The organism is Pseudomonas sp. MWU13-2105, from assembly GCF_023242315.1.
In the GTDB taxonomy this organism is placed as follows: domain Bacteria; phylum Pseudomonadota; class Gammaproteobacteria; order Pseudomonadales; family Pseudomonadaceae; genus Aquipseudomonas.
In genome coordinates, this window is record NZ_JALLIY010000013.1 from 226225 (window position 1) to 242887 (window position 16663).

The following is a 16663-nucleotide window of genomic DNA, read 5'->3' on the forward strand; positions in this document are numbered from 1 at the left end:
TCCATGCCACCAGCTGCTCGTATCAGCGATTTCCATGCCTGCCCGATGCTCACACCGGGCTTGCCGCCTATACCTCATGTCGGAGGGCCGATCATGCCGCCTGGCGTCGTGACGGTCCTGATCGGCGGCTTGCCCGCGGCCGTGGTGGGTAATGCCTGCGTCTGTGTCGGCCCGCCCGACAGCATCATCAAGGGCTCGGCCACGGTGCTGATCGGCGGCATGCCGGCGGCCCGCGTAGGCGACAGTACGGCCCATGGCGGTTGCATCATGCTGGGCGATTTCACGGTGATAATCGGAGGCTGAGCCCTATGTCCGACAGCAGCTTTCTTGGCACCGGCTGGTCGTATCCGCCGGTGTTCGACAATGCCAACTTCGAACTGCAACTGAGTTCCGGCGTGGCCAATATCAATCAGTCGATCGATCTGTTGTTGAAAACCCCGGTGGGCAGTCGGACGCTGATGCCCGACTACGGTTGCAACTTGTCCAGCTATGTCTTTCGGCGCATCGACGCCTCGCTGCAGGAGGAAATCATCCAGTCGGTGAGCCTGACCCTGCTCAATGGCGAACCGCGCATCGACGTCGAGCGTGTCGACCTGTCGATCCAGGACGGCGGGGCGGTGGTGAATGTGGCGATTACCTATGTCGTCAGGCAAACCAACGCCCGGCATAACCATGTCTTTCCTTTTTCCCAGCTCGAAGGCACCAACCTGGAGATTGCAGGCTAAATGGAAGTCGATCGGCACAATGCCAGGATGGCCCTTGCCGGGGCGCTCGATCCAGACAGTTGCAAGGTGGATGAGCGCAGCCATCGCGACCGGCTGGCCTTTGCCGCCGATTTTGCCGCCCTGGTCGTGTACTACGACAAGAACAACCAGGTGGCCGGCGACTGGCGCCAGTTTTTCCTGAAGGATCCGGCGATCCTGATGGCGGCCATCAGCAAGGCTGACCCTGGCAGCTACTACTCCACGTTTTCCCCGACGATGTTCGTGCCCGTGGCCGGATTGATTGGCACGGTGGCAAAGGATGCCGGCGAGCTTGACCCCGGGGAGATCGCCCAGGCCAGCCAGTTATGCATGCTGATCGGCAACATGTTCGTGCTGCTGAACCAATGGTTTTATTTCATCACCCAGGCGGCGGGAGCCCATGTCCTGCGGGCGTTCCTGAAAGCCCGGATCGAGGGCGCGCTGGCCGAGCAACTAGGGAACATGGTGGCCCTGCAGCAAGCCTTGAGCAGCCAGTATCAGGGCCAAATAGCGCCGCCCGACATCCGCCAGTTCAACGGCTTCGAACCGGTCTGGCAGGCCAGCAAGGGTGATTCCGCCGCCCGCTATGCGCTCGGCGTCATGAGCCCGGTGGAAAAATACGAAAAATTGAAACAGATCTACGGGCAGGTCTACAGCGTTTTTACCCAGGTGGTGGAGTACGCCCAACAGGCCTTCCTGGACTGCGAGAGCAAGCCTACGCGCTATCCGGACACCGCGCTGCTGATGGCGTTCAGTCGCTTGATGGAGGTCCAGCAGAGCGAGATCAACGGGCTGGGTCGCAAGCATCTGGATTTCTATTACGAACAGGTGTTGCAGCAGACCCTGCGACCGGCCCAGGTCGACCAGGTGTATGTCTGCCTGGGCCTGTCGCCCAAGGCCGAGCTCTACCAATTGCCGGCGGGCACGCCGTTCAAGGCCGGTAGCTATGCCGATGGCAGCGATATCGTCTTCGTCAACGACCAGGCAGAACAGTTCAACCACGCCACGCTGGTTCAGCTCAACGCGCTCTTCTATGCGGACAAGGGGCCAGCAGCCGGCTTGTACCTGAGTACGCCTGCCGATGTCGGCAACCTGCTCCTCGCTGATGGACAAGGTTTGTGCGGCTGGGATGCATTCGGCAATGCCGAAGGGATTGCGGTACAGCAGGGGTTCGCCCTTGCTTCGCCGATGCTGCTGTTGCAGGGCGGTACGCGCTCGATCCGGGTCGAACTGGGCTTCGACCAGACGGGCTCGTCGACTCCCGTCTTACTGGCGACGGGGGCCCGTTACTTTCTCAGTACCGCGAAAGCCTGGATGGAGGTCCTGCCGAGCCAGCCGGTCAGCGCCGCGCTGGGCGGACTGATGACCTTGCAGTTCGAGCTGAAACCCGGCGACCCGGCCATTCTCGCGTTCACCTCGGCCATGGATGGACTCTCCAGCCCCTGGCCCATGCTCAAGGTGGTCCTGGGGGCCACGCAGGCATTGAACCAACCCCCGGCGCTCGAGCGGGTCTCGATCAGCGTGCGGGTGGACGGCTCCAGCCAGTTGGTCATGGCGAGCGACACGGCGCTATTGCCGACGACGGGGACGATACAGCCCTTCGGACCGGTCCCGGCGCTGGGGCAGAGCCTCTATGTGGGCAGCAACGAGTGGTTTTCCAAGCCGCTGAGCGAATTGACCCTGACCCTGCAATGGGACAACCTGCCGGCTGATCTCGCCGACTATTACGCGGCCTTCAACGACTACCTGGCCAGCACCACAGCCGACGCGGTCGCGCTGTTCAGCAATGTTTCGTTCAAGGTCGACTGGGATCTGCTCTGCGCTGGCAGCTGGGCACCGCTGTCGGCCCGTTCGCCCGCCGGCACCGCCGACGGCAGCCCGCGTACGGCGCTGTTCCAGCAACCCGGACCGGCAGCCGGACAGCCGGCTTCGCCCGCGTCGCAGATCAACGCCACCAGCAGCTCGTTCAGCTTTGGCCTGGCAGGCGGTGCATTCACGCCGGCCCCAGAACTGACGCTGGCGCCACTGCCAGCGGTCAGGCAGGCCCGTGATGGCTATATCCGCCTGCAGCTTGCCGAGCCGGCCTTTGCCTTCGGCCACAGCCTGTATGCCAAGGTGGTTGCCAGCGTCAGCCTGCTCAATGCCCAGGCACTGATCCGCCAGGCCCAGGTCAAGCCTGATTCATTGCCCACTCGCGTGGGCAAGACACTCAAGCTGGCAGCCAGCGCGGTGGGCAATCTGGGCAAGCGGCTGTTCGGCAAACCCGTGGTGGCGGCAACGCCGGCCGCTGCCGACGCGCCCCTGGAGATGCCGAACCTGCCTTTGAGTCCCGCCCAACGGGGCATCCTCGCCAGCTACGCGGCGAGTACGAGCGTCGATATTTCCCGGAGCGCGGTAGGCGCCAGCTATCCGTTACGGTTCTATCACTATGGTTCGTTCATGCCCTGCCTGGCCTACGATGCACAGTATCCACAGCAGGCCGCTGGTTTTGCCCAACTGACACCGCAAGCGCCGCCGGGCAGCGCAGACCGCTTGCCGTTGTACCCGGGCGTCGCGGGGGCAGGGGGGTTGTACCTGGCGCTGGGCAATGTCACGGCGCCCGGCAGCCTGACGCTGTTGCTGGGCATCCTCACCGATGAGCAACGGGCGATAGCGGCCGACGCAACGGTGACCTGTTACTACTGGACGGCAAACGGCTGGAGCCGGCTCGAGGTGTTGCAGGACAGCACCGGCAACCTGAGCCGCTCGGGGATCATCAAGCTGGAGATTCCCGCCGAGGCCGGGGCGGCTGCGCCGGGCATGCCGTCCGAGGACTTCTGGCTGGCCATTGCGGCGCCCGCGGAACGCCGCACTATCCGCCTCACCTACGTCAATACCCAAGCGCTGAAGCTGCGCCGCAGTTCCGTGGCGGCGCTCGCCGCCGGCGAGATTCCGAGGATCGCCGCCAACGTCATCACCTCGACGCAACACAAGATCAGCCAGCTGGCCAGTGTCGTCCAGCCTTTCGCTTCCTCCGGTGGCCGTGCCGTCGAGGACAAGGCCGGCTTCGAGCAGAGCAACAGTTTTTACCGGCGTGTCAGCACACGCCTGAATCACAAGGACCGCGCCAGCAGTCGCGGCAATTATGTCGACATGGCCCATGAAGTCTGTCCCGAGCTGTACTACGCGACCCAGTTGGAGGCCGCTGGACAGCCGGGAAGCGTCAGCCTCGGCCTGGTCAAGGGTTACGCCAACGCGCTGCATCCCGATGCGTTTACCCCACGGGTCAGCGCGACCGATCAACTCGCGCTGCTGCAACACCTCGAACGGCGCAGCAGCGCCATGGCCCGCATCCGTATCCAGAACCTGGCGCACCAGACGGTCAGGATCGACGCCACACTGGTGCTCTCGCCCGGGGTCAACGCCACGGCCTTGACCAAGGAGCTCAATCAACGACTGCGTCTGTACCTCTCGCCGTGGATTGCCAGCGACCTGCCGCAAATGGATATCGCCAAGGGCTTGAGCCGCTCCGAACTGGCCCGCGTCATCGGCGCTTACGCGAATGTCCTGGCCGTGTCGTCGCTGCAACTGTGGCTGACCCCTGTGGGGCAAGCGGCGGACCGCGCGGTCATCAGCAAGGATGACCCGCTGCTGCCCGACCCGGGGGCGATCCTGGTAACCGCTGCCCGGCACACCCTGGCGGCACTGCCTCGCCAGGCCGACGCGGAGGTCAGCCATGGATGAAGCCACTCCCTGCATAGTCGATGCGCCGTTGCCCGTCGCCGTGGATTTCAATGCTCTGAAAAGCCTTGGGATCGACCAGCTCAAGAGCCTGGTCGGCGAGACCTGGAGCAACTTCAACGAAAGCGATCCGGGCGTCACCATCCTCGACCAGCTGTGTTATGCCTTGACCGAGCTGGGGTATTGCGCGGAGTTTCCGATCGAGGATGTGCTGACCGACAAGGATGGCAAGATCCGCTATGACGGCCAGTTTTTTGCTCCGCAGGAAATACTGACCTGCTCGCCGGTGACCATCGACGACTATCGTCGCCTGGTGCATGACCGCATAGCCGGCGTCGAAGCGATCTACATTGCCGCCGAATTCATCCGCCTCGATAGCGCGGACGGCGGTACCTTGCCGAGCGGGCGCTATAGCACTTACCTGCACTTCAGTCCGTCAGCCGATGTCGACTCGACGCAATTGCGCACCCAGGTGCATAGCTTGCTCAACGCCCACCGCAACCTGGGGGAGATGTTCACTGAACCGCGTCTCCTTGATCGGCGGCGAATCACGTTGTCCGGCAGCCTCAACCTGGTCTCGGGAGCCGATATCACCCAGGTACAGAGCCGGATCATCCAGGTGCTCAAGGCTTATACGGTACCGCCGGTGCTCCACCGTGGTTATCAGGAACTGCGTGGGCAAGGGATACCGGCCGATGAAATCTTCAACGGCCCCAACCTCGGCCATGGCTGGATCGGTGGCGCCGATGCGTTGCCGGCCAAGACGCAACGCATCAACCTGTTCGAACTCAGTGCGCTGCTGGCCGCGGTCGAGGGGGTGGCGCAGGTACAGGGCCTGGGCTTGACCGAGAATGGCGTGTCGCTGGAGGTCAGCGAGATCGATGCCGGGCAGATCGTCGATCTTGAACCGCTCGCTCTGACACTCACGCGCAATACCGTGCTGCAACCGCTGGAGGCACGCCAGGAAGCGGCGGATTATCTGAGCGGGATGCGCGAGCAGCACCAGGCGGCCAGTGTCGAAGCCGCCGTCAACCCTTATCCGCCGTTGCCCTATGGTCGCTACCGGAATATCGAGGACTACTACTCGATCCAGAATACCTTTCCTGACACCTACGGTATCGGTCCCAACTCCCTGCAATCGGATCTGCCCGACCCGCGCGTGGCCAGTTCGCGTCAGCTCAAAGGCTATCTGCTGGTCTTCGATCAACTGCTGGCCAATCAGTTTTCGCAACTGGCCCACGTGGGTGAGCTGTTTTCCTTCAAGTCGTCGGCAGCCGCCAGGCTAGTCTACGGCAACGAGTCTGTCGGGCTGACGTATCCGCCGTTCGAAGCGACCTATCACTGCCAGGCGTTGTACAACGTGCCCGATGTCATGCCGTTGCTGCGCGGCAACGCCGCATTCCATTTCCAGATGGACCCGCAAGAGCCGGACAAGCTGGTCGAACGCGATGCCTGGAAGCGTTTCCAGCAGCAACCGTCCAACGCCTACCTGCATGGCTTGCGCGGTATGATGGAAGGCCCCGACGTGGCCCAGTCGCGCCGCGATCGCATGCTGAGCCACCTCATGGCACGCCACGGCGACCAGGCCGGCCTCTACGACGACATGATCAAGATCGGTCACTGGTACGGCAGCGATGCCAGGACCCGCAGCGTGGTCAAGAGCATCTGGCTGGAGAACTACCCGCTGCTGTCCTATCACCGGACCTGCGCTTTCAACCCCTGGCGCGCCAGGCCGTTGCAGGTCTTGCCGGAGAAGGACCAGACGCGGCGTTACCCACCTTTTGCCGGCCCACCACGGGTCGACGGCCAGTTGAACGAAGCCTTGATCCAACAGAACGCCCGGCTGAAACCGGCCGACCTGGTCAATTTTTCGGCGTTTGAACTCAAGTCCGGCATTCTCCTGGGGCTGGCGGAGCACTTGCTGGCGATTTGCGGGAAACTCGCCGTCTTGCTGGAGAACCCCGGTTTCCAGGACTGGTTGCGCGCGCCTCCAGCGAATAACGCTTCGTACGCCTTGCCCGGTTCGGATATCTCGATAGTGCTGCTCGGTGCCCAGCATTGGCTGTACGAAGGCAAGCAACAACTGTTGCATATCTCCAGCTCCACGATGGAGTCCGTCAGCGCGCAGGACTACAGGCTGCACCTGGATCAGTTGCAATGGCTGGCGACGCAGCGCAAGGGCTTTGTCCTGATCGAACACCCGTTGCTGCTGGCCGACGGGCAGCAGGGCACGCCAGCCTGGTATCTGAGTGCATCGCTGGTGTTTCCCGACTATCTCAGCCTGGTCATGCAGGATGGTTTCAAAACCTTCATCCAGACCCTGATCGACCAGCATTGGCCGGCCCATGTCGGGGTGAATTGCCTGACGATGTCCCAGGTGACCCTGCGAGCCTTGATCCAGCAGTTCGTCACTTGGCACAACCTTATGAGCGATCCCGCGTCCGAGCGCCGCAACGCCGCCGCCCAGGCCCTGGCAAAGCTGCTGAAGTTGCCAGCGGCAAAGGAGGCGGGCAATGCCAGCTGAGCACGTCGTCGCCCGTTGTCACTGGCAGAGTACTTTCGACCAGCAGGCGCAGGCCTTTGCCTTGCAGGACTTCATCAGCCAGTGGAGCAATACGGTGCTGCTCGACGAGCTGCAGGAGTGTTTCGACGAGCGCTGCCCGCCGGGTCAGACCTGGCGCATCGATAGCCTGCAGGTGGACCTGGGCGATATCGCGCTGGAGGATCTGGCGCAGGAGTTGCCGCGCCGTTTGCGCGCGGCTTTGCACGAGGCCCTGGACGATCTGCTGAACCGGCAGGCACCGCCCGCTGACGGCCAGCCGGCCCTGCTCATCCAGGACCAGGACAGTGCCCTGCGGGATTTCATCGTCTGGTATCTGCAGCAGGGCCATGTGCCGTGGTGGTTCCAGGGATCGCGCAGCGCCTTGCAGATCTTCGACGAACTGCTCGCCGCGCAGCCCGATACGGCGGCCGAAGTCTTGCGCGACCTGGGGCGTCTGGAGACTGTGCGCCAACGTATCGCCTGGCAATTGGGCGAGGGCCGGGTACGGCGTATCGTCCACCTGCTGGAGCCCGGGGCGGGCGAACTGGTGTGCGGATACGCCGACCAGCTGTTTGCCGTGCAATCACGGCAACGTGTGCCGCCGGTAGCCGAGAGCGATTTCAGGCATCACACCTGGTTGAATATCCTGACCTGGCTGCTGGTCGACCGCGCCACCCTGTTCAACACCACCAGCTTCATGCGCACGACCCTCTGGCGCACGGCGCAGCACTATCGGATCGACCCCGTTGCCTTGCTCGAACAGATATTCCAGGCCGTCCAGGCGCTGCGGCCACTGGGCGGGATCAAGCCGGTGTTTTTCACGGTGATTGCAACCCTCCACCAGCAGGCCTCGGCCGGCCCGGCGCATTTGCCGGCCGGCCCGCGGCCCGTGGATCACTGGGGTCACTGGCAGTCGATGCTGCGCCATGGGCAGGCGCGGCGGACGCTTGATCGACGTAGCCTGAGCTATGCCGAGCTGTTCCGCCTGTTGGCGCGCGAGGACACGAAGCGCATGACCGCCACGCTGTACGCCGCGGGGGCATCGGCCGCGGTACGCCAAGGCTTGTTGCGGCATCTGACGGCCAGCGAACTGGCCCTGCTGGCCGGGTTGCTGGCGCCGCTGGACCAGCGATTTATCATCGCCCATGTCGAGCACACCCAACAGCTGATGCACCTGCGGCACTGGGACACCAAGGCTATATGGTCGGTACTGTTGACCTATCTGCTGTTGTCGCGCGGTTCGTCGTTCAATCGCCGGCAACTGGTGCGCAGCACCTTGCATGACCTGTGCAAGACGCTTGGCTATTCCTTGAGCATCCTGCTTGATCTACTGATCCACTCGGTCGTGGTGACTAATCTGGATCAGCAGCGTTTCGAATTGCTGGTCATTCTGCGCCAGTTGCAAGGCGATCTGCTGCTGCAACCCACTCCGGAGCCCTGGGCGGGGCGGCAGTGGCATGGCTTGCTCAACTATCTGGAGAGCGGGCGGCGCAACGATTATGGCCGCTCGACCTGGCAGCGCTTGTTCGCCCAGCTGTTGAGCGATAGCGCCACCCCGGCATCCCGGCAGCGCTTCGGCCAGTTGCTGGCGTCCGCAAGGCTGGCGCGGATCAGCGATAGCGTATTGAGCCAGCGGCTGCTGGGCCTGGTAGGTGCCGCGGACTGGCCGCGCCTGCTGCAACTGATCGAACCGGATGCCGTCGGCCATTGCCTGGACTTATCCAGGCAACTATGCGCCGGGCAACGGCGCGGTGATCTGCCTTGCCTCGCGCAGCTCGATCTGGCCTTGCAGCTACCGGCCCTGCTGATTCAGGCCTTGCCGGGTTTTTACCGGCGCCGGCGGGGCAGCGGGGCGGCGTTCGAGCTGGCGCAGCTCTGGCGCCGCCTGAATACGTTGCTGGAGCGTCAGGCGCGGGTGGATACCGTCGCGCTGAACCGGCAATTGCAAGCGTGCCGGCTGGCCGAGCCGCTGTGGGGCAACCACCCTTACGCCTCGGCGGGGGATGACGTTGAGCTGCCGGATTGGAACTGGCCCCGGTCCGAACTCACGGCCGACTCCGCGAGCGGCTCGCCGAGTGTCGTGCAGGCGCAATTATTGAGCGATCTGGCGCGCGACGAAACACTTTGCCTCGATACCTGGATGGAGCACCAGGCCGATCGCTATCAGGCCTTGCACTGGCTGACCGGGCAGCGGCATATCGCCCCGGTTGAGCGCTGGTTGCTGGGGCAGCTGCCCAGCGCCCTGACACCACCACAAGACATCATCAAGCAGTGGGGCAGGCTGCTGGCCGGTTGTTGGCAGGGCGCCGAAGCGCTGTTGGCGCAGCAATTGACCCGACTGTTCTGGGAGGTCGGTTTCGACGCCCGGCACCAGCCCACGAGCGCGGCTCAACTGCTGGCCCGGCTGACCCTTTGCGCCAGCCAGCGACTCGATATCCCGCTGGCGCAGATGCTCGACACCTATCGCCGCGCGCTGCCGACACTGGCCCGGGGCCAATGGCATGAGGCCTATGCCTGCCTGTTGCAGCAGCCGCAGGTTCAGGCGGCGCGCCAAGGTGAGGCCGCGGGCCCTGGCGGCGAGCGCTTTGTGCAGGATCATGCCGGCCGCTATCTGCGCGATCCGCGGATACTGGCGATTGCCCGCCACCTGTTGCTGTACGGGCGTGGGCCATCCTGGCTGAAACCGGCCGGCAGTCTCGACCTGCCGCGTCTGTTGCACGACCTGTTCCATGCCCGACCCGATCAGTTGCCCGCGTTGCTGGACGGCATTGCCCGGCAACCGCCGGCCTTGTTCCGTCTCCAGCGGATCGTGCCGTTCACCTGGCTGATCGCGGCGCTGGGGCTCCTGGCCGCCGATCGGCAGCCTTTGTTGTCGGCGGCCGCGGCCTTGCATCGTTGCCTGGACGGCCTGGTGTTACCGGGCACCAGCCGCCAACAAGCTACCCAGGCGCTGTTCCTGTGGGTGCTGCAGCGCGGCTTGGCGCGGGACTGGGCGGCGCTCGAGCCGCAGGCACTGGTCGGCGGCGTCATGCTGCAGTTGCTGCGTGAACGCGCGCTCAACCCGCTCACCCTGCACCAGGCCCTGGCGCCGCAACTGCGGCATTTGCCGGAGCCGCTGCGCCAGGCACTGCAACTGATGGTCCCCGACCCCGCCAGGGGCCGCGACAAACCCGCGCCCAGGCCGCCGGTGCCGCCTGCGATTCGCAAACCGGCCGCCACGGCGCAACTGCCCATGCGGGTCAACAATGCCGGCATTGTCTTGATGCAAAGTTTCGTCAGCCTGCTGTTCGAGCGGCTGGGCCTGAGCGACCGCGAGGGGTTTCTCAGCGACACCGCGCAACGCCACGCGGTCCATTATCTGCAATATGTGGCGACCGGTCTCAGCGAGACGCAGGAACAGTACCTGATGCTCAACAAGGTGCTCTGCGGCCTGGCGCTGGATGCGCCGATCGAGGAGTCCATCGAGATCAGCGACGCGCACAAGACGCTTTGTGAGTCGTTGATCCATTCGTTCATCGCCCACTGGCCGGCCGCGGGGCACTCGACTGTCGAAGGCTTCAGGGGCAACTGGCTGGTCAGGGAGGGCTTTCTGAAGGAGGACAGCGATGGCTGGACCCTGGCCGTGGAACGCCGACCCTACGATGTCCTGCTGGCGCGCTCCCCGTATTCGTTTTCGGTCATCAAGTATCCCTGGATGACCAAGGCGGTGTTTGTCGATTGGCCAACGTGATGCTCGTGCTCAAGCAGTCCGCTGAGACGAACAACGCGTTATTTGTTTTCATGAACCTGTAAGGAAGCACGAATGAATACTTATAACGAAAACCTGCAAGCCACGTTCAATAACACACTCGCCGGCCTGGCGGCCGAGAAGAGTCGATTGCAGTCTGAGCAGATCGCCGACGACTACACCTTGTATTACGCCCAGGAGGCGCGGATCGCCACGCAGCAGGCCCTGGATGATCTGCGCGAGGTGCAAACGGTGTGTCAAGCCATCAATGATCAGGGCCAGCTCAACGACAACACCATCAATAACCTGCAGCAGTCGGCCACCCTGGCCAATACCGACGTGGCGGCCAGCAACACCAATATGGCGACCGCCGCCTCGAACGTGAATATCGCCGCGAATGCCATTGCCGCGCTGTCGGCCGATCTCGGCTCGGCGCTGAATACGACCATCGCTTCGCTGCTCAACACCGACCTGCACAAGCAGGTCAAAGAGGTCAACGACTTCATCAACGAAGTCGCCAACGACGCCCGCGACATCTCCCGCCTGGCGATGGATGCGTCCAGCAAGACCTCGGAAATAGTTGCCCAGGCCGTGCTACAGCAGACTGGCGACGTCAAGACCAGGATCGACGGCCTGTTCAAGACCACTCAGGCGGCGCTCGACACCGTGTCCAGCCAGGTCAGCGGCGCCCAGTCGGCCGCCAACCTGGCGGCGCAACAAGAGCGCCAGGCGGAAGGGGCGGTCCTGGATATCGACAGCCAGGTCATGGCCAACAGCGAGGCGTATCGACGCACCAACGGCCAGCTCAACCTGGGGCTGGACATCCAGGTCAATTCCAGCAAGGAGATCGGCTTGTTGTTCACCGGGTTGCCGGCGCAACTGCCGCAGTTTCGTGCCAAGCCCGCCAGCGACATCGTCATTCCATCCGCCAATCCCGTCTATTACCTGATGCTGTTGCCGCAGAGCCAGATGTCGACGTTCTCCATCGAGCAGGCCCAGCAACTGATCGCCAACAAGAGCGACACCCAGTACCGCAAGGTGAGCAGCGACGGTAATCAGCGCAGCGCGGTCCCGCTGGGGCTCGATGCCTATGGCGAATCGGTACAGCCCGGCGTCCCCTATGTCGCCTGGCTGTACATCGAGTTGTCCACGGACTATCACCGCTTTATCAGTGATTTCTCGAATCTGTTGTCCTCGCCAAGCCTGCCGTTCACGCCGGCGACCCTCCTGCCGCTGGCGCAAGCGTCCGGCGAGCCGAGCAGCGACGCTGACAGCGGGCGGGTCACGCTGCACTTCCAGGCTACCGGCCTGAAGACCGAGCCCAAGGGCCTGGAGTATCGCTGCATCCTGGTGGAGAGCGGCCCGGTCAGTGACCTGACGCTGCTCGCCAGCGCGGAATACGGCAAGGCGCCGATCTATTTCAACCTGGAGATCGCCGGGCAGGTGGCACCCGCCAACTACAGCGTTGCCGTGGCTGCGTCGGGCGGCAAGCCGAGTAAAAAGAAAGCGGCCGAAGCCGGCAGCGCCGAGGAGGATGCCCAGAAGCCAAGCAGTGCCATCGTCGAGCAATACACCGTCACCTTCGATTCGACCACCACCGACAACTTCGGCAACCTGCTCAAACCGCAAACGCCTTACCAACCGTACATCCTGGCCCTGGTCAACAGCGAGGACAACGAACACAGCGCGGCCTACACCAGCAAGCTGTCGGACAAACTGGATGTCGTGATCTTGCCAGCCGCGTAATAACCCGGACGGCTGCCCGATGACTCTCATATTAAGGAAGTGATGAAATGGCTTACGAACATCTGGTTTATGGCATCGCCATCAAGAAAAACGCGGACATCCAGTACCTGACCGAGCAGGTCCAGTTGGCGCAGAACCGGGTCGCCCAGAAGCAGGCCAGTGTCGACTCGCTGCAGGCCAAGGCCACCCGCTTTGCCAATAGCCTGGCCCAGGCAAGCGCCAACCAGGCCAGCGCGCTGGTCAACTACAACCTGGTCAAGGACGCCACGGCCAGTGCTGGCAATCTGGCCAGCAACTTTGGCACGCTGGTCCGGCAGGCCGACCGCGCGACCGAAGGCGCTACGCAGGTGGCGCAGAAAATGGCCAGCCTGGCCAGCAAGCTGATCTTTTCCGTCGAGGTCGTGAACAAGGTGGCGCAACTGGTCAACAAACAGAAGGCCCTGAATCGGCAGTTGCCCGACAGCTTGATTGAGTTCATGGCCAATGCCACCCGCGATGCCAACAATGCCGTGGCCCTGACCCTCACCGCCCTGCAGAGCTGCTATGCCGCGGAGTCGACGCTGCTGGAGTCGAGTGCGGTGATCGGCGTGGCCAATAACCAGGCGAACAGCCTCAAGGCGCGGATGGAGGCGGGCAGTACCGGGATCGGCGCCGCGATCGGCAGGATCCTGGTCGGGCTGAACCTGGGGGCCGATGGCGAAGGCATGCTGCAGCTGCTGCAACGGGTTTATGGCAATGCGGTCATGACCTATAACGCGGCACTGGTCAATAACAGCAACGTGAGCGAGCAATTGACCCACGCCCAGGGCCAACTGGCGCTCGCCAACATGACGCTGGGCTCCCTGCAGGCCGGGCTCAAGGCGGCCACGGCGGCGGCCTACGCGGCGTAACGGCGGCATGCGACGCAGCCGGTCGGCGAATGCCGGCCGGTAGGCTCATCAGGGAGGTCAGGTCATGCTCAGAAAGCGCTTCTATCGCGATTGTTACCTCAAGACCGGTTGGCTGCCGATGCAGCCGCTGGCACGTAGCCTTGCGGTCGGTGATGTCTGCCAACTGCAACACGGCCGTTTTCAGCCCTTGCTCAACATCGTCGATGCCCATCTGGTGGAGCAGGTTGCCGTCAGCCAGCCGATCGCCCTCGACCCGATCGATTGGCGTTTCGGCCAGGATGGGCAGCAAACGTTTTGCGAAACCCTGTGGAGTGAAGACGAGCAGGGCGAACACCGGGCGTTCACCAAACAGGTGCTGGAGTTCAGCCAGGCCGGTGGCTATGCCTTCAGTGCCGGCGCGGTCCAGGCTCGCCTGTTGACCAACTGGCATCAGATCCGCGATGACGTCACCCTCAAGCTCACCCAGTTACGCTACGGTTTCCGGGAGGCCTATGTGGTCAGCGGGGTGCTCCAGGCCAGTGATTGGGCGCTGGTTGTCGCCGCCCAGGAGGGCGCGCGGCTGGACTTGTCCACGGCGCTGGCGGGCGGGGACCGGCATACCTTGCTCGGCCATGGCTCGACGCGCATGCAACAGTCGCAGGGCATCGCCGAGTTCGAACAGTCCCAGGGGCAGTCGGGGTTTTTCTTCAAGGCCAGGAAACTGCTGCTCAGTGATGCCATGTATGACCACTACCTCGGCCTGTTGCTGGATAACCCGGCCGACCTGCGCCCCGCGGAGATCGCCAACTGGCTCAATGCGCCGTTGTTGAACCTGACGCGAAGCAACGAATTGAACCTCACTACCAGCATCGGCTTTTTCGCCTGGGCCGAGCTGTCCCTTGACGATGTCGAACGGCTGGCCGGATAGGAACCCTGTCATGTCCGAACACAGACACAACCTCGATGCGCTGTACCGCGAGTTGGACTGGTTGAGCTGCATCATCGACCAGGCGGTGGCCTGTTACCTGCAACAGGACGGCTATGAGAGCCTGGGCGAAGATATTCCGCCTCCTGAACTGGATTCCGAGCGAAGCGTGTATGCCCGCCAGGTTCTGGACTGGCGGCTCGACGCCGCGGAACGTCTGACCCTGGCGTTGGCCCTGGCCCCGCACCTGCGCCCCGAAGTGCTGGACAAGTTCTTTGGTGTCAACGGTTTGACCGGGCGCGGCTTCAGCGAATTCGGTGGCGCGACCGAACGGCACTTCAGCGGTTTTCTGCCGACCGGGCAAACCCTGGTCTTTCTGCTGAGTGCCAACCACCCGGGCAGGCGCCTGGAAGTCATGCGCATCCTGGCTCCGCAACACCGTTTCGCGGCCGAGCAGTTGCTCAGCCTGGAGCGCGGTGATGAGCGGCTGCCGATGCTCGCGGGCGTGCTGGCGTTGTCGGATCAGTGGCTGCACTACCTGTTGAGCGGCGAGCAGGTGCGCCCGGAACTGAGCCCGGCGTTTCCGGCCAGCCCGATCAGCACGCCGCTGCACTGGCGCGACCTGGTGCTGGATTACAGCGTCATGGCGCAGGTGGATGAAGTCCGCACCTGGCTGACCCACGGCCAGACACTGATGCAGGACTGGGGATTGGCGAGCAAGGTCAAGCCCGGTTACCGCACGGTGTTTCATGGCCCGCCGGGTACCGGCAAGACCCTCACCGCCGCGCTGCTGGGCAAGTCCAGTGGCCGCGAGGTGTATCGGGTCGACCTGTCGATGGTGGTCTCGAAGTACATCGGCGAAACCGAAAAGAACCTGGGCAAGGTCTTCGATGTGGCCAGCTACAAGGACTGGATTCTGTTTTTTGACGAAGCCGATGCGCTGTTCGGCAAGCGCACCAGCGCCAACAGTTCCAACGATCGCCACGCCAACCAGCAGACCGGTTACCTGCTGCAGCGTATCGAAGACTTTCCCGGCACGGTGATCCTGGCCACCAACCTCAAGGCCAATATGGATGAGGCGTTTACCCGGCGTTTCCAGTCAATGATCCATTTCAACATGCCTTCGGCGGCACAGCGCCTGCAGCTGTGGCGGAACGCCTTTGACGGCGTCTGCGAGCTGGAGGCGGATGTCGATCTGCCGCAGCTGGCACAGGATCATGAACTGGCCGGCGGCGCGATCATCAACGTACTGCGCTATTGCGCCCTCAACGCCATCAACCGCGGCCAGCGCCGCGTGCGCCACGGCGATCTGATCGAGGGCATCAAGCGCGAGTTCCGCAAGGACAACAAGACCATCCAGGTGGCCAGGAGTCATGTCAGATGAGCGAGCTCACCCACCAGAGCAGGAAAACGCCGGACAATCCGGGCACTGCCAGTGTCCGCCAGCGCCAGGGCGCCGCCGTCTTGCAGGACAACCGTGCCGCGAGCGTCCAGGCCAAGCCGACGATGCAGATGAAGGTGGGAGTGAATATCAATGACGATGAGGGCTTGGAGAGGGAGGCTGATGTGATGGGCGCGCGTGCCAAGCATCAATCCATTGCCCAGGGAAAGTTGCAGGGGGGCGAAGAACATATTGCCCAACTGCAGCGTTTTGATGCAGTTGTTGGCGCGCCCATTCAGCTGGAGAACAAGCTGTCCATGCATGTGTCCCCAAGCGATACAAGAAAAGCTGGCAGGCTTGGAATTGATACAGGCGCACAAGTTAGGGCGTTGATAGCGACAGGGGTACTGCAAGACTTGAAGCACTCGCGCATTGCATTGAACGAATCAATACAGGTACGTGAGGCGGAACCGAATCCTGATGTCGGACATGCCGATAGAATCGTTCGGGAAAAAGCCTGGTTGGCGCAGTTGGACGTGGCGATCGCGCCACTTGAGATCGCAAGGCAAGCAGAAAATAGAAACCCGATTAGCAAGCCGCCGCCACCATCAGGCCCTGGTTGGCAAAAACCAGTCGGGAATGTATGGGGGCATGGTTGATCCGCGCGCCTTAAAGACTATCCGGATCGCCGAAAAACATTTTGACTTGGCTCTAGGACGGTAGTTTCAGTTTGAAAAAATCTTGATATGCCCCCAATTTTGCCCCCAATCCTATGCCGTACACGAGCGATCACGAATGGCGACTCCTGACGAAATCCAGTATGGCTCTGGGTGCGTAACCGGAACATATCGCTTAAGAGGCGGGCATGATGTCTCTGCCAACCAGTGGTTTGATGCTGATATGAATCGACTTCCCTAATCGGAGATAAGCACGAAACCTGCGCCCTCAATAGAGCTCATTTACTGCGGCGCGGTGAGTCAGAGTAGGGCTAACGTACGCATAACCGATCG

10 protein-coding genes are annotated in these 16663 nt (G+C 62.9%); all 10 read left to right on the top strand.

The window, feature by feature from the left end; all coding sequences use genetic code 11:
- Positions 1-3 precede the first annotated feature (3 nt).
- Positions 4-303, top strand: a complete 300-nt coding sequence (locus tag M5B96_RS20410; RefSeq protein WP_248798710.1) for a PAAR domain-containing protein — start codon at positions 4-6, stop codon at positions 301-303.
- Positions 304-308: 5 nt separating this feature from the next.
- Positions 309-725 (top strand): GPW/gp25 family protein, encoded by a 417-nt coding sequence (locus M5B96_RS20415; RefSeq protein WP_248798712.1) that lies wholly within the window; start codon positions 309-311, stop codon positions 723-725.
- Positions 726-4466, top strand: a complete 3741-nt coding sequence (locus M5B96_RS20420) for a baseplate J/gp47 family protein (RefSeq protein WP_248798714.1) — start codon at positions 726-728, stop codon at positions 4464-4466.
- Complete coding sequence (locus M5B96_RS20425; RefSeq protein ID WP_248798716.1) at positions 4459-6987, top strand: hypothetical protein; 2529 nt, start codon at positions 4459-4461, stop codon at positions 6985-6987. The genes M5B96_RS20420 and M5B96_RS20425 overlap by 8 nt, the downstream gene beginning before the upstream one ends.
- Positions 6977-10735 (top strand): contractile injection system tape measure protein, encoded by a 3759-nt coding sequence (locus M5B96_RS20430; RefSeq protein WP_248798717.1) that lies wholly within the window; start codon positions 6977-6979, stop codon positions 10733-10735. Before M5B96_RS20425 ends, M5B96_RS20430 begins: the two co-directional genes overlap by 11 nt.
- 72 nt (positions 10736-10807) lie before the next feature.
- On the top strand, positions 10808-12478 hold the full coding sequence (locus M5B96_RS20435; protein WP_248798719.1) for a hypothetical protein: 1671 nt from the start codon (positions 10808-10810) through the stop codon (positions 12476-12478).
- Between the two features lie 47 nt (positions 12479-12525).
- Positions 12526-13368 carry a hypothetical protein gene (locus M5B96_RS20440; RefSeq protein WP_248798721.1) on the top strand — a complete coding sequence of 281 codons (843 nt, stop codon included), beginning with the start codon at positions 12526-12528 and terminating at the stop codon, positions 13366-13368.
- A 64-nt stretch (positions 13369-13432) separates the two neighbouring features.
- Positions 13433-14275 carry a hypothetical protein gene (locus M5B96_RS20445; RefSeq protein ID WP_248798723.1) on the top strand — a complete coding sequence of 281 codons (843 nt, stop codon included), beginning with the start codon at positions 13433-13435 and terminating at the stop codon, positions 14273-14275.
- Between the two features lie 10 nt (positions 14276-14285).
- Positions 14286-15656 carry an ATP-binding protein gene (locus M5B96_RS20450; protein WP_248798724.1) on the top strand — a complete coding sequence of 457 codons (1371 nt, stop codon included), beginning with the start codon at positions 14286-14288 and terminating at the stop codon, positions 15654-15656.
- Positions 15653-16312 (top strand): hypothetical protein, encoded by a 660-nt coding sequence (locus M5B96_RS20455; RefSeq protein ID WP_248798727.1) that lies wholly within the window; start codon positions 15653-15655, stop codon positions 16310-16312. Before M5B96_RS20450 ends, M5B96_RS20455 begins: the two co-directional genes overlap by 4 nt.
- Positions 16313-16663: the final 351 nt, after the last annotated feature.